Below are 20,100 nucleotides of genomic sequence, written 5' to 3'. Positions count from 1 at the left end.
CTACGATCTGAAAAGAACACGCCCTTCACTACCCCTCTTACGGTTACGCAAGAGGGTATTAACACCCTTGAACACGCAGTAAACACAACAGAAGGTAGCCATGTCCGATAACAACCAAGACAATACTCCAGCCCAAGCCGCCAGTTCAGCGCAATACGGCGCATCCTCCATCCAGATTCTGGAAGGCCTGGAAGCCGTGCGTAAGCGCCCCGGCATGTACATTGGCGATACATCGGACGGCACCGGCTTACATCATCTGGTATTCGAAGTTTTAGATAACTCGATTGACGAATCGCTGGCGGGTCACTGTACCGAAATCAACGTCACGATCCATACCGACAATTCCATCTCGATTACCGATAACGGGCGCGGTATTCCTACCGGCATCAAATGGGACGATAAACACGAACCAAAACGCAGCGCCGCTGAAATCGTCATGACAGAATTGCATGCGGGCGGTAAATTCGATCAGAACTCCTACAAAGTATCCGGCGGTCTGCACGGTGTGGGTGTTTCCTGCGTAAATGGCCTGTCAAAATTACTGAAACTCACGATACGTCGCGATGGCAAAGTGCACACCATGGAATTTGCCAAAGGTGTAGTACAGAACCGCGAACTCGAAACCGTGGATGGCGTGCTGACATCACCGATTAAAGTGATCGGCGAAACAGACAAACGCGGCACCGAAGTGCATTTCTGGGCCGATGAAGAAATCTTCACGCACGTAGAATTCCATTACGAAATTCTGGCAAAACGTATCCGCGAACTGTCTTTCCTGAACAATGGTGTGCGCATCAAACTGAATGACCACCGCACCGGCAAAGAAGAATTATTTGCGTTCGAAGGTGGCACGCGCGGTTTCGTTGAATACATCAACAAAAATAAATCCGTTTTGCATCCGACTATTTTCCAGGCAACTGGCGAAAAAATGTCAGATCAGGGTACCAACATCACCGTGGACGTTTCCATGCAATGGAACGATGCCTACAACGAACAAGTGCTGTGCTTCACCAACAATATTCCACAGCGCGATGGCGGTACGCATCTGACCGGTTTGCGCGCAGCGATGACCCGCGTCATCAATAAATATATCGACGAACACGAATACGCGAAGAAAGCCAAAGTCGAAGTCACCGGTGATGACATGCGCGAAGGCCTCACCTGCGTCTTGTCCGTCAAAGTGCCGGAACCAAAATTCAGCTCGCAGACAAAAGACAAATTAGTCTCCTCAGAAGTGCGCGGTCCTGTCGAAGAAATCGTCACAAAAACGTTGACGGATTATCTGGCTGAAAAACCAAACGATGCCAAAATCATTTGCAGCAAAATCGTGGAAGCCTCACGCGCCCGCGAAGCGGCTCGCAAAGCCCGCGAACTGACCCGTCGTAAAGGTGTGATGGATGGTTTAGGCTTGTCTTCTAAACTCGCTGACTGCCAGGAAAAAGACCCTGCACTGAGCGAACTGTATATCGTCGAAGGTGACTCTGCGGGCGGCTCGGCCAAACAAGGCCGCGATCGTAAATTCCAGGCGATTCTGCCACTGCGCGGTAAAGTGCTGAACGTAGAAAAAGCCCGCTTTGAAAAAATGCTGTCGAGCGAACAGATCACTACCCTGATCGCCACCCTCGGCACATCCATCGGCCCTGACGAATTCAATGCCGATAAATTACGCTATCACCGCATCATCATCATGACCGATGCCGACGTTGACGGTGCCCACATCCGCACACTGCTGCTGACCCTGTTCTATCGCCAGATGCCGCAACTGGTCGAACGTGGCCACATCTACATCGCGCAACCACCACTCTACAAAGTCAAAGCAGGTCGCGATGAACGCTACCTCAAAGACGATGCCGAAGAAGCGCAATACATGATGACCGTGGCGCTGACCAATGCATCGCTGATACCAAGCACAGGCGCAGCGCCGATTACCGGTGACGCGCTGGCCGAATTAGTACGCCAATACAATCTGGCCAACGCCATCATGACCCGCCTGACACGCCTGATCGATCGCGCCGCGCTGACAGCAATCATGACCGGTGTCACCCTGAATTTTGAAAGCGTAGCAAGCACCGAAGAAACTGCCCGACTGATGACTGCCGCCATCAATGATCCGGCTGTCAAAGTCGTCGCCGTCATCGACGATGCCAACGGTGCCCGCAGCCTGCGTGTAGAACGCCTGCATCATGGCAACATCAAAGTCAGCAATATCGAATCTGATTTCGTTGTCAGCGCCGATTACAAAGTGTTGGCAAACGCAGCGGCCACATTCAAAGGCTTATTGAGCGAAGGCGCCTTCATCCGCCGTGGCGAAGGCGAACGCGTCAAAGAAATTGCCGTGCAAGATTTCCACCACGCCATGCTGTGGCTGCGCGAAGAAGCCGAACGCGGCGTCTCTAAACAGCGCTATAAAGGTCTGGGCGAAATGAATCCGGAACAACTGTGGGAAACCACCATGGACCCGACCGTACGCCGCCTGCTGAAAGTGCAGATCGAAGACGCCATCGCCGCCGACCAGATCTTTACGACATTGATGGGCGACGATGTGGAACCACGACGTGCGTTTATTGAAGGGAATGCGCTAAGAGCGGGGAATATTGACGTTTGATGTAACTGTAGCGGGAACCATAAACTGAGACTTTGTGAAGCACCCCTTGAGACATTTATCGGTGGGTGCTCCTTAATAGCTAATTTCATGGTCTCCTTAAGCATTTAGCTCGAAACTACTACAAAGCAGCCAAGGGTGTCCGTGAATCTACAACTAAGAACCTTGGGACTGCGACACTTTCACGAGAGTAAGCAAAGATAAGGGGTTAATACTAACTTCTTGATAGTCCGATATTTGGAACGCCCGTGTTTATTCAAATCGTACAAGTAACGCAGAAGCGTTTGCTATTACAAGCCTGTTCAAGGTGCTGGATTAAGTCAGCAAGCACGGGGCTCCTATGACGCACAAAATCACAAGCAAACAGCACGAAAATGTCCAACAGGCACACTCCAAATTTGGGCTTGTTTGTATGAATTCTGCGAGATGCAGAACTCGCTCAGTAAAACTTTTTTCTTGCCCTCACTGTCAACCATGATGTAAAGTGTCAACTTAAGCGTCAAGTCAACTGTCGAGGATACTATGGGAACCAAACTGAACAACGCGCCTGTCTATTACACGGTTGCGCAGGTACAGTTCAATCCGGTATTGGACTTGGATGGCTACATTCCTGCCATTCAGTCGAAGATGCGCGAGGCGCACTTCCCAGACTACAAGAAGGAAGTCTTCCAGCGACTTGTGGTGCCCTTCGGTAATGCGGAGCAGGGCCAGATGGCTGCGCCAACTGTAACGCCGCAGGCTCGCTATCTGTTCGGTGACATCGACGGACGTTCGTTGTTCCTGTTGGAAACGAACACGCTGTCGTTCCAGACCACCCGCTACGACACCTTCGAAACTTTCTCCGAGACCCTACTAAAAGGCCTCGGAGTCCTTCATGACGCGCTTCGCCTCGACTTCGTGGAGCGCATTGGCCTGCGGTACTTGGATGCAGTCCAGCCTTCGAAGGAGGGTGAAACGCTGCGTGACTTCCTCGTGCCTGAAGTGCTGGGCCATTCTCAGCGTGAGCAAGGCCATCTTCAGCATTCGGTCAGCGAAACTAGCGTCCTGACTGCATCGGGTCAGCTTGTGTCGCGTGTACTCATCCGCGATGACCACATTGGGCTTCCGATGGAGCTGGGCAGTTTGGCTCCCACCATCGACCCGCGATTCACCCAGCGCAAGAGCCTTCATGCCATCGTAGATACGGACGCGTCCATCGCCTACCGAGAAGCGTTTGAACTCGCCAAGGTGGGTGCACGTCTGACAGCGCTGCACGACGATATCGTAAAATCCTTCAATGCCACGGTCACCGACCACGCACGAACCTCTTGGGCCTAACAGGGGAACATCATGAGCACTACAATGACTTATGGCGGTTGGGTGACCGACCGACCTGCCGCAACGGGTGTCTCGTCCACCGTTGTTCGCTTGGCAGGGTGGATGGTTGCGGCCGGTGCCACACTGACCGGCATCGGTACTGGCGGTGAACTGTCGATTGAGCACCTGCAGCGCACTGCTCATGAGATGCACCACATGGCGCCCGTGGTCGTGGCCGACGTGGCGCCTGTCCGCACTCCAGCTCAAGACCTGTCTCGCATCCGAGAGGTGCTGAAGCCCGCTATCTCCGACCTTGCGACCACCTTCGGCGTTTCGCGTCAGTCTGTCTACAACTGGCTCAACGGAGAGCCGGTCGCGGAAGATAATGCCGCCAAGCTGCAGGACCTCGCCCAAGCTGCCGACGTGTTGGACCATGAGGGCATCACCGTCAACGCTGCACTGCTGAAGCGCAAGTTCGCCAATGCTCGGACGCTGCTGCAGGTGGCCCAAGCCGGTGAGTCGGCACGGGATGCTGCGCTGCAACTGGTTCACATCCACAAGCGCGAGGCCGCGCAGCGTGAACGCATGGCGGCCCGGTTCGCGAACCGTGCGAAGACGCCAGCCAGTGCCGACTTCGACCTCCCTTCGGCCAGCGACGATGCTTGAGGGTGAAACGTGGCCGAGTGGAACCGTGATACCCCGTGGCGCCAAGGACATCTGCTAGGCAGCGATGCCATCGCGGCCTTGGGGCTGGGTCACACCACCGACCCTGAGAACACCCTTGTCATCGTCGCCAGCCACGACTGCGACCTCGCACAAGCCCCTGATGGGGAACCCCGCATCGAGGTTGTCGTCGGTCGTCTGGTGACGAACAAGGACGGCAACTGCACCCACGCGAAAAACGCCCGCAAGCTTCATGTCGAGTTTGTGGGCGTTTCTGCTTGCTGGGCCGAATTCGAGGCGACATCCAAGGTCGTCATCGACAAGCTCGCGCTGAACGACTTTGGGCCGCGTACCGACGCCCACCTGACCCCTGAGAACCACGCTATCTTTCAGATGTGGCTGGCGAGCCGCTACCGTCGTGCGGCCTTCCCTGACGAGTTCGAACGTCGGCTGACCTCGAAAGAATACAAGCTGCATGAAAAGATTGCCAAGGCGGTGAAGCCGCATGGGGAACTCATTGCGGGCGTCTTCTTCGACGTGGATGGGGGCGTCGAGGTCACACGGGACGGCCCCGGCGACACCTACACCCTCGACATCACCATCCTGCACGCCGCCGACCCGGACTTCGATGCTGCCGAGAAGGCTGCCATCGAAGCAGCCAAGGCCATTCAGACCGCGTTCGAGGACAAGCTCTTCAAGCCCACTAAGACATGGCAGCACATCGAACTCGGTTCCTGTGATGCCGTCTCAGAATCCGTGCTGACCTACCAGCAGTTCAAGCAATTGAAGCGTTGGCGGCTCGACCACATTAGCCTTGCCGCCGACCCCCAGCAACCGGTGCTGGCCGAATAAGAACCATCAAATCAGAGAGGAAACCCAGTGAGTGACAACTCCGCCGAGCAGTACAAGCACAAGCAGGAAGCCGTCCAGCGACCCGATGTCGGTGTGCAGGACCAGTTCACGGTCAAGAAGCCGAACCGTCTGTACAGCTATGACTCCAGCTTGGACCCCGCAATGTCGTGGGACGAGAACCGCGACCGCGAACTGGGTGAGTGGTTGATTGCGCTGATTGGGCGTTGTTCGGTCGAGGGCGAAGCGACTGTCTTCGCGGCCCCGCAGGTCTGGCGCGGTGGTGGGGTGCAGGTGCAGTCCTTGAAGGCGGCTGCCGACCTCCTGCAGGCCCTGTCAGGCCCCTTCCTGAACTGGGCAGGCAAGGCCGAACGGCATCAGCTCAGCGTCCCCACCACGCCGCTGTTCGTGCACGAACGGCACTCCACCAAGGCCATCCTCGACGGCATCAAGCATCGCAAAGCCAAGGGCACCAACCTCGACCTGTTCGGCGACCCGCAACTGGACGTTACCGACCGGCTGGATGCCTACGAGCACAAGGGGCCATGGCAGAACCGGATGATTCTGGGTGACAGCCTACAGGTCATGAACTCCATGCTGGAGTTCGAGGGCTTGGGTGGTCAGGTTCAGATGGTGTTCATCGACCCGCCCTACGGCGTCAAGTTCGGTTCGAACTTCCAGCCCTTCGTCCGCAAGCGCGACGTGAAGCATGGCGCCGACGACGAAATGACCCGTGAACCGGAAATGGTCAAGGCGTATCGGGATACGTGGGAGCTTGGGCTGCACTCATACCTGACCTACCTGCGAGACCGGTTGATGCTCACGAGGGAATTGCTGACCGATAGCGGCAGCGTCTTCGTACAAATCTCCGATGACAACCTTCACCACGTCCGCGAAATCATGGACGAAGTGTTTGGGGCTGGAAACTTTGTATCAATTATTTCCTTTAGTAAGACATCAAGTTCCAGCGGGCAATTGCTCTCAGCGACTACGGATTACATTGTTTGGTATGCCAAAGACAAGGAGAGGGTCAAGTATCACCCTGTCTATCAATCCAAGGTTGTGGGCGGTGAGGGTGGAACAGCCTATGGAAAGGTATTGCTTCCAGATGGCACTAAGCGAGGATTAACGGCTGAAGAGAGAGCCGACCTTGGCATATTGCCCGCCGGAGCAAAAATTTACCGAATCGATAACTTGACCAGCCAAAGGCCCGCGCAAGAAGGAGATTTGCGAGAGTATGAGTTTCAGGAAAGGAAGTTCACCCCCGGAAAAGGAACATTTAAAACTGACAAGAAGGGTCTCGATGCCTTAGCTAAGGCAAATCGACTTGAGGCAACTTCTGGCGGCCTGTATTACGTTAGATTCTTTGACGATTTTCCAATATTTGAGTACGGGAACCTTTGGCAAGATACTGGCATAGCCGGTTTCGCGTCGGAAAAGCTATATGTGGTTCAAACGTCGCCGAAAGTCATTCAGCGGTGCATGCTGATGTGCACCGACCCCGGCGACCTCGTATTCGACCCGACCTGCGGCTCCGGCACGACGGCCTTTGTGGCGGAGCAATGGGGCCGTCGATGGATTACCTGTGACACCTCGCGCGTTCCTTTGGCGCTGGCCCGTCAGCGTCTGCTGACTGCGACCTTCCCCTACTACGACCTCAAGGACCAGAGGCTCGGGCCTTCTGGGGGCTTCGTCTACAAGCGCAAGCAGAACCGTAAGGGCGAAGAGGTCGGCGGCTTGGTGCCGCATATCACCCTGAAGTCTATTGCCAATGACGAGCAGCCTGCTATGGAAGTGCTGGTTGACCGTCCGGAAGAACGCAAGGATGTGGTTCGCGTTGCCGGTCCGTTCGTCGTCGAAGCCACCATCGCACCCGCGCAGATCATCGACGAGGCGGCGCCCGCCAATGAGGACGGTGCGCAGCGCATGGTTCAGGAAACCATGGCGACCTACGGTGATGCGGCGACCCACATCGAGCGCATGACGCAGGTCCTGCGCCAGTCCAAGACCCTGCGCCTCCCCGGCAATCGCGAACTGGTGCTTGAACAGATTCGACGCAACGGCGATGGCGACATCCTACATGCCGAAGCGGCTGACGCCGATGGCAAACGCATTGCCATCGTGTTCGGCCCAGAAGCTGGCGCGGTGTCGGCCGATATGGTGTTCGAAGCGGCCCGTGAAGCCCACTTCCTGCGCTACGACCACCTGTACTTCTTCGCGTTTGCTATCCAAGCCAAGGCCCGCGAACTCATCGAAGAACGGAACAAGGACGGCAACCCCAAGCTGCGCATCCATTGCACCTATGTGGCCGTGACTCCGGACGTGGCGATGAGCGACTTGCTCAAGACCACCCGTGCATCGGAAATCTTCTCGGTCACGGGCCTACCCGATGCCCGCATCAAGAAGCTCAAGGACAAGAGCGCGGCCGGTGAGCCGCTGTATCAAGTTGAGGTGCGTGGGCTGGACATCTTCAACCCAGCCAACATGGAACAAGAGTCGGTTGCGAGTGAGAACCTACCGTGCTGGATGCTGGACACCGACTATGACCCGTCCGGTTCCTTCCATGCCACACAGGTGTTCTTCCCCAAGACCAGCGCATGGGACAACCTCCAGAAGTCGTTGAAGGCCACTTTCGACGAATCGGTCTGGTCCCATCTGGCCGGAACCAGCAGCGAACCCTTCGTGGTGGGCGAGCGTCGCCGTGTCGCGGTCAAGGTCATTGACGAGCGCGGTAACGAGCTGATGCGGGTGCTGGAGGTGCAGGCATGAGCTACAAGCCAAGTTCACTCTTCAACCTCATCCAGACCGTCAACAAAGGGCTGTTCCTGCCGCACATCCAGCGGCCGTTCGTCTGGGAGGAGGACCAAATGCGCAAGCTGTTCGACAGCTTGATGCGCAACTACCCAATTCAAACCTTGCTGTTTTGGAAGACCAAAGACGAAATTAAGGCTCGCAAGTTCATGGAAGAGGTCGAATGGGACCCCGACCTGAGCGACTTCTACGAGCCGAACATCAGCAAGGCGGGTTGCGAGAAGGTCTTCGTGCTCGACGGGCAGCAGCGTCTGCAGACCCTCTTTGCAACGTTCGCTGGGGCGGTCAAGGCTACTGACGGCAGTCGGGCAGAAGCCTACTTCGACGTGACAGGTGGCGATGTCCTCTCGGATGACGGACTTCTATATGCTATGAAGTTTTCAACCAGTGCATTGCCGCACCCTTGGTACCGGATTGCAGACCTCGTCGGCAAGGATGCTCAGCGCAACGCTGAGGAACTGGCTGATGAGATGAACGACCATCTTGATACGGTCGAGGATGCCCTGCAAGCGGAACAACGCCCCACCGCGGCTGACCAACGATCACGCCAAAAGAGAGTGCGCCGCAACTTTGGTCAATTGGTTTCTTTGCTGCGAGAAGACAAGCATTTCTGGATTCAGGAACTTGATGGCGTCGCAAACAACTTCAGCTACGCGACCGTTCTGGACATCTTTGTTCGCGTGAACTCTGGCGGTACCAAGCTCGACGCCTCGGACCTGATGTTCGCTGCGATGAAAGAAGGCTGGGACGAAATCGAAGAGGCCATTGAGGAAACGACTGAGCTGTTAAACAGCACTAACATCGGCTTCGATAAGACCTTCCCTCTGAAATGCTTACTGGTCGTTCACGGTCGTGGCGCGGAAGCTTCCCCTGAGAAGTTTTCCGGCTCAGGCGGCGCCAAACTTTTGGCTGAAATGAAGGATGGATGGGACCGCGCAGAAGCAGCCTTCCAAGAGTTGCGCGACTTCCTGAAGACCGACTTAAAGGTCTATGCTGAAAAGGTTGTCCGTAGCCACAACAGCTTCATCCCTCTCTTCGACTACCTCTACTTCAACCCCAGGCCAAATGAACGCAGCCGTGCTCTTATGCGCGGCTACTACTACAAGGCGCAGTTGTTCGGCTGGTACTCGCAGGGCACCGACAAGGTCATCAATGGCCTGCACTCGGCAGTCGGTCAGGCTTGTCCGGGTGGCTTCCCGATGCAAGAAATCAAGGACTACTTCGTCGGACGCGGCTATCCGACCGACCTGCAGAAGGGTCACTTGGAGCAGACGCGGTTGCGCTTCCTGCTGCTCAACTTGGTCTATGTGGACCAGATGGGCGCCTCACCCTTCGACGTGAAGTCCAAGGGAAACGAGCCCCATATCGACCACATCTACCCCCGTCACGCGCTGTCTACCAAGCTAGGCTTGGCAGGGGGGGAAATCAACACACTGGGCAACTATCGGTTCGTTGGTGCGACGGACAACATCCGTAAGCGAGCTGAGCTTCCGGCGAGCTACTTCGGGCGCCTCAAGGCGGCCGGGACTCCCGTAGAGAAACACCTCCTGTTGGACGACTTTGCCGCCGACACCGACAAGCTGGCTTTTGATGTGGCGACCTACCGCGACTTCCGCGACCGCCGCGCACAGCGCATCTGGGAGATTTGCAGCCGAACGGTCAACCCAGAAATGGCAGTAGTAAAGTTGGGGGGCGGAGCATGAGTCAAATCAATGCCGTCGAAGCCCCCATCATCAATTCCCCTTTCGAAGAACCCAAGTTCCACTGGCACATCGCCGAAGGAAAGCAACCTGAGAAGCGGAACGGGCGCCGCCCTGCCAGCTACTTTTTCCGTATCCCGGAGAGTGCTGGACGCGGCAAGAAGGCGAAGAAACAGTCAGCGCTGTTCGAGAGCGCCGAAAAGGGTAATGAGTACCTGCTGGACACTGCCAATCTCATCCGTCAGCGGCTGAAGGAATGGCATGACCGCGACTACAGTGGCGCCACCAAGGTCACCAGGGAACTGCTGGCGCTTTGGAATTCACCTGACCGCAAGCAGCGCCTGTTCTTCGCCCAGTTGGAGGCCGTGGAGACGGTCCTATTCCTCGTCGAGGGGGCCGAAGACCTGAAGCAAGGAATTCGCATCCCGACCGACGAGCCGGGTGAGGATGCCAAAGCTGCTGGGTACAAGGCGTTCATCCGATACGCAGTAAAGATGTGTACCGGGTCTGGCAAATCCACGGTCATGGGCATGCTGGCTGCGTGGTCCATTCTGAACAAGGTGGCCGACAGCACGAACCCGCTCTACGCGGACACCATCCTCATCGTCTGTCCCAACGTCACCATCCGGGACCGGCTGCGTGAACTAGACCCGGCACAGGACGAAATCAGCCTATATCGGACCCGCGAACTGGTGCCGCTGCACCGGATGACTGACCTGCGTCGCGGCGAGGTGTTCGTGACAAACTGGCACAACCTCGAACGTCGTGAGATGACGGATGTCAACGGCACTTCGGCCCGTGTCGTGAAGCGGGGCATGCCCATCGAGAAGCGACGCACCGTGAAGCTGGGCGGCAAGGATAACCTCACCGAGGCCGACGTCCGGCAGCAGGCCCTGACCGGCGCGTTCGAAATCATCGGCGAGGTGAAAGACCGCCATGGCACCTTGACCGCCTTCGATGTCAGAGAGACCAAGTATTACGAGAGCGATACGGCCTTCCTGCGCCGTGTACTAGGCAATCGCAAGGGACGCAGTTCCGCCATCATGGTGATGAACGACGAGGCCCACCATGCGTACCGGCGCGGCAAGGTCAGCGAGGACGATGACTACGCCCTCGACGAGGTAACGGCCGATGCCGACGCCCGCGAAGCCACGGTATGGGTTGAAGGACTCGACCGCATCAATAAGGCCCTGAACGGCACTAAGAACGGCATCCGTCTGTGCGTTGATGTTTCGGCGACACCGTTTTACATCCAAGGGTCTGGTAACGAGGTTGGCAAGCCCTTCCCGTGGGTGGTCTCGGACTTCAGTCTTCTGGAGGGTATCGAGGCCGGTCTTGTGAAGATTCCGCAACTACCCACGCAGGATATCTCCGGCAACGAGACGCCGGCCTACTTCAACGTCTGGCGCTGGGTACAGGAACGCATCGAACAAGACGGTGGCGGGAAGGCCAAGCTGACCCCTGACATGGTGATGCGCTATGCCACCACACCGGTCACTCAGCTTGCGGATGAGTGGCGCAAGACGCTGGCGGCGTGGAAGTCACAGTTCGCAGAAGGGTTCCGCAAAAGCGATGTGCCGCCCGTGTTCATCATCGTATGCCGGGACACCGCGCTCGCGAAGGAACTGTACGAGTGGCTGGCGAATGGAAAGTCCGACTACGGGCAGTCGCCCGAAGAGTTCCGCAACCGGCCCGGTCAGGAAAATACCATCCGGGTGGATAGTAAGATTGCGGAAGACATTGCATCAGGTGCCAGCGGCAGTGATGAAGCCCGTCGTCTGCGCTTCGTGCTTGAGACCGTGGGCAAGACAGCATGGCCCGGTGGGTATATCCCGGAAGAGTACGAAGCGTTGGTCGAGAAGCACAACCGCAAGGCTCTGGACGATGAGGACTCAGGGCTGGTCACCATCGATGCCAGCATCCCGCCCGGACGCGACGTGCGCTGCATTATCAGCGTCGCCATGCTCTCTGAAGGATGGGACTGCACAACGGTCACCCACATCGTGGGCCTGCGTCCCTTTGGTTCACAGTTGCTTTGCGAGCAAGTGGTGGGCCGTGCGCTGCGTCGAACTTCTTATGCGGTCGATGAGAAGACAGGCTTCTTCCGTGAAGAGACTGCCAAGGTCTTTGGCGTCCCGTTCGAACTGATTCCCTTCAAGGTCGAAGGAGGTAGTGCTCCGCCTCCAACGCCGCCATCGAACCAGATTTACGCAGACCCGGCCAAGGTTGATTTCGAAATTACCTTCCCGGTTGTCGAGGGCTATGCCGACCCCGGCATCACACGCGTCACGCTCGACTGGGCCAAGGTTCCAAGCCTGACGCTGGACCCCATGGAGGTACCGGACAGCACCCTGATGAAAGGATTAGCAGGTGCTGATGGTGCACTTGCTGCCTATGGCCCCGGCGCAGCCGAACTCGTTACGCTGGAGGCATGGCGTGAACGGGTCCGTGTACAGCAGGTGGCGTTCACGATGGCGACCACGCTGGTGAAACAGTGGCAGCGAGACAAGGGCGACAGCATCCCGACGCACCGACTGTTCCCTCAGTTGCTGAGCTACGCACAGCAGTTCCTTGTAACCAAGTTGGTTTTGATGGGCAATCGCGCTCCGCAAGACGTGGCCCTGAATCCCTATTTCGGCAAGGCAGTGGGATGCATCATCGACAACCTGCAGGCTGTTGATGAAAGTGGTCAGGCTCAAGAGCGGCCCATCATCGCGCCCGGCTCGGCGGGTATCCGGTCCACCCGGTATGTTGAGTTCGCCACCGGGCGAGACCTTTGGCCTGCAAACCGATGCCATTTGAATGCCTTGGTCGCCGATACCAAGAAATGGGAGCAGAGCGCAGCCTACTGCCTCGACACCCATGTACAGGTCCGGGCGTGGGTGAAGAACGACCATCTTGGCTTCATGGTTCCCTACCGCAAGGACGGCACCAAGCGGAGCTACCTGCCTGACTTCATCGTCGAGTTGGTCAGCGGCGAAAAGCTGGTCGTCGAAATCAAGGGGCAGGTCATCGACGACGCGCTTATCAAAGAGGCTGCCGCGAAAAGATGGTGCGAGGCGGTGAACCGCGATGGTCGCTTCGGACGGTGGACCTGCCACCTGATGAAGCACCCAGCGGACTTGATGAAATTGCTGGACCACCTGTGACAAACAAAGGCCCTTCGGGGCCTTTGTCGTTTCTGGGCGTGACTCAGAAGGCCTCCCTTGATAGCCATTCGGAATCAGCGCCCAAGGCTTGGCTCAGAAATCGTGATTGGCACTTTCTGAGCCACTCTCTATATTTGAGCCATGTTGTGAGCCAAGTAAGAGCCTGCATGTCCGTCATTGCCTATTACCGCGTATCCACCGCCTACCAGACCATCGAGAACCAGCGGCTGGAAATCAACAAAACCTATAAGGTCGAGAAGGAGTCCTTCGACGAGGCGGCCAGCGACTGTGTTGTGCTTGAAAATCTCGCCAATACTGCCTACTGTTAAAACTCTGTCGGTGCAACGCCGGCATGCAGTAATACTACGATGAGCCAGTATTTGCGTTACTGACCGCCTGCTCGGTCGTTCCCCTATTTATGAGAGGGTACGAATGCGGGAGACGGCAATGATAGCAGTCTGGCTATGGTCGAATACGTTGGGACGGGGTGTATCCCGCCCACCTCGGGCGACTCTGCCTCTATTTAAGCGGGAGGGTGTCCACCCCCATTGCGCGCAAACAAGCAACCATAAATGCCGCGCTGAATCTCTTGCGGTTGACTTTGCGGTTTATCTGGTCGGGCGACTCGTTGATACCCTGTTCTTCCAGCAATCGCGCAAGCTGCTTATAACGAATACCACGTCGCATCATCTCTATCTCAATCAATTCCTTTGCAGTCTGCTCCCAAGCCTCATAAGGATTAGGCTGTTTGCAGCTTTTGCTTGGCAATCTATTCATCACTATCCCTCAGCCCTCAAAAGGCCTCTGCTCGTCTCATACCAGTATTTTCGCACGACTATTTTCAGTCGCATACGACTGACACCAAACCACCAACGATATACGTCCTCAGCAACATATTTTTGTGAGGACAAATTGCTGAGAAAAGCTTTAGATACGCCCCTTCCTGCTCAACCGCTGGTCGTTATGTTTCTTATAACTGACTATGCCAGCGCGCACTTACGGAATATTGGAGGTTGGAAATGAGAACCGCACCATCCTATGGCACCCGCAGCCGCCGGACGGCGGCGAATGCAGGCGTCCGACTCACTGCTAGGACTTACGGCAAAGCACGCATTGGTACATATACTGAAAAGGCCACTGGGCACATCACTGTTGACTCCGACGCAGAACGCCTGGTGGCGCACATACTAAGTGTTGACCCGCGCGTACGCTCGTTTAAGCCACAACCTTTCACCGTCGACCTTGTCGGCGAACGGCTGCTGTTCACGCGTGAAGAAGTTTCAGAGGCACGCAGGATGCGCGGCCACCGCACCGGAGACGTGGAATACACTCCAGATTTCGCCACAGTACAGCTTGATGGACTTCAACGCGCATATGAAGTCAAACTTCAGGGCTACGAGGGCGACGACCGTTATTGGTCAAAAGTCGAGCGCGCCAGGGAAATCATGGCGGCTTACTGCTATCCGCTGTACACAGTGCTTGTGCCGCAAGACGAACAGCACCCAGTCTTATTCAATGCCCAACTGCTAAAACCAGCAATAGCACGCGCCCACGAATACCTGACGCCAGACATCATCGAGCATGTCGAGCGCTACTGCGAGTCCGGGCCTGTATCTCTGCGGACACTATGTAACGACCTCCAGATTCCGTCGGGACTAATTCCCCCGCTGTTGGCTAAAGGTGTTCTGCACGCTGACATAGCGCATCAGCACATCTGTGCCTCGCTCGAGCTGTCGGCCGCATATGGCGACCTAAACCACCTCTGCCTTATTGAGGAGCTGCAGTCGTGATGACCGACTTACGTGTGGGAGACAAATTGGTGCTGCCCGGCAAGCCGGACAGCTACATCGAGGTGCTGGACGGTCGTATTCATGCCGGTACCATCCATATTTTCGATTCCGAGAAACGCGAGGATCGGTATGTAGATGAAGCCGTCATCCGCGCCGGGATTTCCGCCGGTAGCCTGGTTCTGCTTCGGAAGGGGATGCCGCGCGTCGGTATCGTCGCACAGTATGACAACCCGGCACTCCACGCCAAAGTTCGATTGCTGCATGACGCACTGCGACGAATCGATACCTTCCAAGCACAACGAGGCCTGTCGTTTGACGCAGCGATACCGTTGGCACGAGAAGCTTTCATGAAGGAACACGCAAATGATCTGACAGTCTGCGCGTTTCCATCTCGCGCAACCCTGTTCCGGGCTCGCCAGAAACAACAACTCGGCCTGCCGGTTCTCATAGGCGACAAAAACAAAGGCAATCAGACCGCAAGGTATTCGAAGGACCTCGTGGAATTTATCGAAGGGGTCATCGTGGACGAGTTCTTATCTACGGAATCGAAGTGGACGCTCTTGGACCTGACGACATACATCAATCGTGAAGCCCGCCGTCGTAACCTACATGTTGCCAAGCACGCTATCAGCCGCAAATTCGTAGTCGCCACAATTCATGGCCTTACTGTCGATGCGGAATACGACCGCATGGACCCGCTCAACCGTGTCGCCGGGAAATCGTTTGCAAAGAAACGTATCCGGGCAGCATTTCCGTTCGCCCGCATTGAGCAAGATGCGGTGCATCTGCCATTCGTCGTGCGCACACCCCACGGTATCGCCAGAACCGTCTATCTGGTACTGGCAATTGACGTTTGTACCGGGTATCCGGTGGGATGGCACTTGGTCATTGGTGCACCACGCGAGATGGATTCACTGCTGTGCCTTGAAATGTATCTGACGGCCGCCAAAGCGACCCGCTTCAAGGAGCTGGGCATAACCCATGCACAGAATATATATGGCACGCCTGCCCAGGTCATTTTTGACAATGGCCCGGAGACCAAAGGTGGACGAATTGTTCGCCTTGAGCTGCTGGAAATGGATGTTAAGCATTGCAAGGCGAAGGAAGCCCAAGGCAAGCCGTTTATTGAGCGCCTGAACAGAGCGCTCAAGGAGGCGTTGCAGCGTCTACCGGGATGCACTCGCTTCGAGGGAAAAGATGGTATGCGTGATCCGGAGGCACTGGGCGATGAGCTGATGACCGTTGCCGCTCTTGAAAAGTGGGTTGTCAGGTGGCTTTACCAGGACTGGGTCAACACTCCGCTCGACCGCTTGCGATGGGACGAGTTATTGGTCGATTCGGTCAAGGGTAAGACGCCGCTTGATCGCCTGAATTACCTAATCGAAGAGATGGGACATCCCATCACCATGCCGCCACCACGTCAGCAATGGATGGCTGCGCTCTTCGAGCACAAAATGTGCACACTGAGTGCCAAAACAGGCATCACGCTTGAGCACGGCTTCCGTTACAAGGGTGAAGCTATGTCATACCTGCTGGCCAAGTATGGTGACCACGCGCAGCTCCATGTGGTCTACAACCCTGACGATTTCCGCCAGGCGTACGTGTACGAGGACGATTCCCTTCCGCTCGTCACGCTAACGCACGAACACGTCCGTCCGCAAACACCGGCATGGACTTTTGCAGAAGCCAAAGCCCGCTTCGATTCGGGAATGAATGACTGGACGGTTCCGGACGACAAAGTACGGTTCCTGGACGACCTAGATGAAGCGGTCACCGGAAATGGGAAGTCACGAAAAACCAAACCGCGCGGCAAACGTGAAGAAAATAAGGAAACGGTACGCCGAACCAAAGAACACTCGGCCATCCAGCGCACTATCGACCGGCCACTATCGTCGACTGCACCATTTGGCCCGGCTCCTTCGACCAACCCATTATTGCCCACTGAAGACGTTCAGCCGACCGTCGTTTCGTACGACGAGGTGCCGCTGATGACCATTGTTAACAGAACTACTGGAGAAAAACTGCTGTGACCCCGGCCCAACAATTACGCCGTGACATCGAAACCTGCGAACTGCCGCATCCGATGTTCTTGGAGCATCTTAATACGCTCAAACGGCGCATCGATGACGCCCTTGCTGGCTTTGCACCAAAAATCGTTCGTGTCCCAGGTCCGAGCGGCGTGGGAAAATCTTCACTCATAGCCACACTGTCGCGAGCCTACCCTGAAACCCGTATCGACGGACGGCGCCATGTATCTGTATTGGTCGTGGAGGTGCCCCAAGCCGCAACGGCCAAGCTGCTTCCTAAAAGTGTACTTCTCGCTTTAGGCATCCAAGTCCCCGGCAGCATGACGGCGGGAGCAATGTTCGATTTGATGGTGACGCAGCTCCGCCTGGCGGGCACACGCGTGGTGATTTTTGACGAAATATCGCATCTCGTCGATGAAGGGTCGCGGGTGCCACCGCGTGCTGCTAGTGACTGGCTGAAGACTCTGGCCGATTCACTCGACATTACGCTGATCCTCTTCGGTATTCCGCGGCTCGAACGTCTATTCTCAGCGAATGAGCAGCTGCGTCGCCGTGCTTGTCCTGCGCGCAATTTCTTGCCATATGACGCAAGCGATCCTCAGCAAATGGCGGCATACAACTCATGCGTCATAAATTATGCTCGCCTGTTCGAAGCAGCTGGTTATCCCATTAACGTGCGCCCCCGGGTACTAACTCAGCAAAGCTATTTGCTCACCGGTGGACTGATTGGGGTACTTGCCGATTTCATGCGTGAGCTGGCCAGCCTGATGGCAAACCAGACCCCACGCGCCATCACATACGCGGACTGCCAGAAGGCAATTGAAGATGTCAGCCACGCGGGCTCACCTCACAGATTAGCTTTCCTCGATTCCGGCATCGAAGACGTGGACGTCGAACCGATGGCCCTGAGGCAGGCATATGTTCATGTTTTGACCAGCAACACAGCGTCCGTACCGGTCCATAAAAAATCAGGAGTTAAGCAATGAGTATCATCATCACCTATGCACCTCGGGACGATGAGTCCGGAATGGGATACTATCGTCGACTTTCCGCCGATAATGCACTTTTTAGCTGGCGTAACCTGACGGATACAGCAGGTGTCGAACGTAGTCGCCGCGCATTGCTCATGCGCACGAACGATGTAGCACGTAATCTTGGTCTAGAGCCGGAGTGGACTGAATCTGCTAAACAGAAAGAAGACCTCTGTAATGAATGGGGGCAACTGCATCGTACGAAATCTGATGCTGTGTGCCCTGCGTGTCTGGCCGAATCTCCTTACTTGCGGCAGCATTGGGAACACGGCTATGTCACCGCATGTCCGCAGCACCAAATACAGCTAGTCGGCCAGTGCGACGCCTGCGGAAAACACTTGTCACCGGAGCGGCTTTATATCGGTTTGTGCTCGTGCGGCCATGACCTGAGCAGCCTCCCGCGTGTTCCTGCCCCCCCAGCACAGCAATGGCTATCAACGCTAATTGAGAGCAATGGCCAACAATCTGGAAGCATGAAGCCGGTTCTGCATGACGTTGATGTCAACGTGCTGGTGAAGGTTATTCGGACTCTTTGTCTGCATGCGAACCCGAAACAGCCAGGGTTGCCGCGCCGCTCCGCCTTGCCAAAATCCGTGGCTGAAGCGGTCGAATTCCTTGCACCACTCGAAGCTTTTTTGACTGACTGGCCAACGGGATTTCGGGCACATGTTGAGCAACGGATTGCCGCCGGCCGTAAGGATGCTCGCACGCTCAATACGTTATTGGGCGATTGGTACATCAGCCTGCGCAAGCTCTGCCAGGGAACAACATTAGAGCCAATCCTGCAAGTCATCATCGACGTCGCGGCGGAAAAGTCAGATTGCGTATTAGGTTTGGATTCCGCTAAGGCCATGGCCGAGGATGCGACTGGATACATGCGAGCGCCGGATGCAGCCAAAGTCATCGGTGTGAGCGTCTCACGTTTGCACGACTCGATTTTTGCTGGAGAATGCAAGCACCGCACGCGACGTACTGGAACCCGTGGCCAAATGTATGAAATTCCGTGCACTGAAGTTGAGCGCATCAAACAACAACGTGCAGGGTGGATTTCCGACACCATCGCCTGCGAGCTGGCAAGGATCCCACCCGTCGTGCTCGAACGAATGAAAGCGATCGGCGTTATCCAGTCAGACATCCGTTGGCGCGAAGACCTCCTCAAAGGCGGTCCGGTCGGGCACCAATCAATGCTGGATTTATATGAGCGTGTGAACCGGTGGGCTGAACCCGCTGCAGTAGCCGAAGATGCGACACTCACTTGGGCAGAACTGACCAGCCGCCGCATGGGTGAGAAGCAGGCCATCGAGTCGCTGATGAAGGCCATTGCGAACGGCGATGTGAAAGCCGTCTCACGTGCTCGAACCCTGGGCGAAATGTCTTTCCTGAGGTCTGACGTGGCACAGTATTTCGGCACGCCAATGCTCGAGGCCGGTATGTCGATTCAGCAACTGGCCAAAGCGACTGGCTGGAAATGGGAGTCTATCTCGCACTGGATGGACGAAGGGCTGCTCGCGTCCGAGACGATTCAACTTCGTGGCCAGCGCTGCCGCGTCGTGTTGCCACATCAGCTGCTCGCGTTCCGCCAAAGCTATATTCCACTGGCAGACCTGGCACGGGCCATGGGCAAGAAAGCGTCAGCGTTGTCACGCTCATTGCCAAGGATTGAGCTGGTCGGTGCGAAACAGCTGCCAGATGGTGCCATGCGCGGCGGGCTGATTCGAATCGCCGACCTCGGATGGCTTGCCGTCCTTGGAGCGAGGGCAGGAGAAGACCTGTTCGTGCCGGCAGCATAACTTTCTTGACCAGCACGAGGCCGCCCATAACCAATAAACATGCTGTGCGAAACAAGTTCTCGCGGGAGGAGCAAGCTGGCTTTCTTGCAAATTCAAATTCGAAGTTCCTGCTTTGCTGCACAAAGTCGGCAACCAATACTTTGCTGGTTTAACGTCGGATGAGCTGGGCGAATGGTATGACGCGGGCGAAAACCTAGCGCAGCACATTGGGGTCTACACCGAGAAAAAATCGACACTGAGGAAAGGACGATGGGAACCAAGGCAGCCATCCGGACTTTCCGACCGGATGTAAATTTATACGTCTTTCGTTGAAGTCATATCGGTCCGATGGCTCGCTGCTCTTTTAGCAATACCACTACATCGGTTAGCAGCGGCCATATTATCTTTCATTT

Annotated in this window: 12 protein-coding genes and 1 pseudogene; 12 read left to right on the top strand and 1 reads right to left on the bottom strand. The window is 56.1% G+C overall.

The window, feature by feature from the left end; all coding sequences use genetic code 11:
• Positions 1 to 100 precede the first annotated feature (100 nt).
• From gyrB to ACOTSW_RS00105, 8 genes and pseudogenes are all read left to right on the top strand, one after another.
• Complete coding sequence (gene gyrB, locus ACOTSW_RS00140; RefSeq protein WP_423680333.1) at positions 101 to 2,605, top strand: DNA topoisomerase (ATP-hydrolyzing) subunit B; 2,505 nt, start codon at positions 101 to 103, stop codon at positions 2,603 to 2,605.
• A 519-nt stretch (positions 2,606 to 3,124) separates the two neighbouring features.
• Positions 3,125 to 3,919, top strand: a complete 795-nt coding sequence (locus ACOTSW_RS00135; RefSeq protein WP_423680332.1) for a TIGR04255 family protein — start codon at positions 3,125 to 3,127, stop codon at positions 3,917 to 3,919.
• Positions 3,920 to 3,931: 12 nt separating this feature from the next.
• The gene (locus ACOTSW_RS00130) at positions 3,932 to 4,564 is read left to right on the top strand and encodes a hypothetical protein (RefSeq protein WP_423680331.1); all 633 of its coding nucleotides are present in this window, start codon (positions 3,932 to 3,934) and stop codon (positions 4,562 to 4,564) included.
• A gap of 9 nt (positions 4,565 to 4,573) precedes the next feature.
• Positions 4,574 to 5,413, top strand: a complete 840-nt coding sequence (locus ACOTSW_RS00125; RefSeq protein ID WP_423680329.1) for a hypothetical protein — start codon at positions 4,574 to 4,576, stop codon at positions 5,411 to 5,413.
• 162 nt (positions 5,414 to 5,575) lie between these two features.
• Positions 5,576 to 6,997 (top strand): annotated as a pseudogene (locus ACOTSW_RS00120) (site-specific DNA-methyltransferase); the annotation flags it as partial.
• Between the two features lie 1,178 nt (positions 6,998 to 8,175).
• Positions 8,176 to 9,924: a GmrSD restriction endonuclease domain-containing protein gene (locus ACOTSW_RS00115; RefSeq protein ID WP_423680327.1), complete on the top strand. Its 1,749-nt coding sequence runs from the start codon at positions 8,176 to 8,178 to the stop codon at positions 9,922 to 9,924.
• The gene (locus ACOTSW_RS00110) at positions 9,921 to 13,070 is read left to right on the top strand and encodes a BPTD_3080 family restriction endonuclease (protein WP_423680326.1); all 3,150 of its coding nucleotides are present in this window, start codon (positions 9,921 to 9,923) and stop codon (positions 13,068 to 13,070) included. The genes ACOTSW_RS00115 and ACOTSW_RS00110 overlap by 4 nt, the downstream gene beginning before the upstream one ends.
• A 167-nt stretch (positions 13,071 to 13,237) precedes the next feature.
• Positions 13,238 to 13,399, top strand: coding sequence for a hypothetical protein (locus ACOTSW_RS00105; RefSeq protein WP_423680324.1), 162 nt, complete (start codon positions 13,238 to 13,240; stop codon positions 13,397 to 13,399).
• 190 nt (positions 13,400 to 13,589) lie between these two features.
• On the opposite strand, the gene ACOTSW_RS00100 is transcribed toward ACOTSW_RS00105, so the two are convergent.
• A complete protein-coding gene (locus ACOTSW_RS00100) occupies positions 13,590 to 13,847 on the bottom strand; it encodes a DUF6471 domain-containing protein (RefSeq protein ID WP_423680323.1) in 258 nt (85 codons plus the stop codon).
• Positions 13,848 to 14,089: 242 nt separating this feature from the next.
• Here ACOTSW_RS00100 and ACOTSW_RS00095 point away from each other — a divergent pair, with 242 nt between their 5' ends.
• The 4 genes from ACOTSW_RS00095 to ACOTSW_RS00080 are packed head-to-tail and all read left to right on the top strand — an operon-like array spanning position 14,090 to position 19,708.
• Positions 14,090 to 14,860, top strand: a complete 771-nt coding sequence (locus tag ACOTSW_RS00095; protein ID WP_423680322.1) for a hypothetical protein — start codon at positions 14,090 to 14,092, stop codon at positions 14,858 to 14,860.
• Complete coding sequence (locus tag ACOTSW_RS00090) at positions 14,860 to 16,890, top strand: integrase catalytic domain-containing protein (RefSeq protein ID WP_423680321.1); 2,031 nt, start codon at positions 14,860 to 14,862, stop codon at positions 16,888 to 16,890. Before ACOTSW_RS00095 ends, ACOTSW_RS00090 begins: the two co-directional genes overlap by 1 nt.
• The gene (locus ACOTSW_RS00085; protein WP_423680320.1) at positions 16,887 to 17,873 is read left to right on the top strand and encodes a TniB family NTP-binding protein; all 987 of its coding nucleotides are present in this window, start codon (positions 16,887 to 16,889) and stop codon (positions 17,871 to 17,873) included. Before ACOTSW_RS00090 ends, ACOTSW_RS00085 begins: the two co-directional genes overlap by 4 nt.
• Complete coding sequence (locus ACOTSW_RS00080; RefSeq protein WP_423680319.1) at positions 17,870 to 19,708, top strand: TniQ family protein; 1,839 nt, start codon at positions 17,870 to 17,872, stop codon at positions 19,706 to 19,708. Before ACOTSW_RS00085 ends, ACOTSW_RS00080 begins: the two co-directional genes overlap by 4 nt.
• Positions 19,709 to 20,100 lie beyond the last annotated feature (392 nt).

Origin of the sequence: Undibacterium sp. WLHG33 (assembly GCF_049544815.1) — a bacterium.
Classification (GTDB): Bacteria; Pseudomonadota; Gammaproteobacteria; order Burkholderiales; family Burkholderiaceae_D; genus Undibacterium.
The sequence above is the reverse complement of the archived record's forward strand: the minus strand, read 5'-3'. Positions and strand labels throughout refer to the sequence as shown.